Origin of the sequence: Marinobacter sp. G11 (assembly GCF_021282325.1) — a bacterium.
GTDB classification, from domain to species: Bacteria; Pseudomonadota; Gammaproteobacteria; order Pseudomonadales; family Oleiphilaceae; genus Marinobacter; species Marinobacter vinifirmus.
On the sequence record NZ_JAJSPB010000115.1, the window covers coordinates 1 to 601 of the forward strand.

The 601-nt window shown below is 57.7% G+C and carries 1 protein-coding gene; it reads left to right on the plus strand.

The window, feature by feature from the left end; translation table 11 throughout:
- A partial coding sequence (locus tag LWH94_RS19300) for an IS256 family transposase (RefSeq protein WP_232903318.1) occupies positions 1–601 on the plus strand: 601 nt, incomplete at both ends.

Sequence of the window (601 nt, forward strand, 5' to 3'; positions counted from 1 at the left end):
GATGACCAGATCCTGGCGCTTTACGCCAAGGGCCTGAGCACCCGAGATATCGTAGACGCCTTCAAGGAAATGTACGACGCCGACATCTCGGCGACTCTGGTGTCCAAGGTGACGGAGCGGGTGATCGATCAGGTTCACGAGTGGCAGAACCGCCCGCTGGATCCGATCTACCCCATCGTCTATCTGGACTGCATCGTTCTGAAAATTCGTCAGGACAAGAGGGTGATCAACAAGTCCCTATATTTGGCCCTGGGCATCAACATGGAAGGCCAGAAGGAGCTGCTGGGCCTGTGGCTTGCCGAAACTGAGGGCGCGAAGTTCTGGCTGTCGGTACTGACAGAACTCAAGAATCGGGGCCTGGAGGACATCCTGATCGCTTGCGTGGACGGTCTCAAGGGCTTCCCGGATGCCATTGCCGCTGAGTACCCGCAGACCAAGGTACAGCTGTGCATCGTGCACATGGTTCGCAACTCACTGCGCTACGTGTCCTGGAAGGACTACAAGGCCGTGACGTCCGATCTGAAGCAGATCTATCAGTCCGCCACGGAACATGAAGCCCGGCAGGCACTGGAGGCCTTTGGAGAGCGCTGGGACAGCCAAT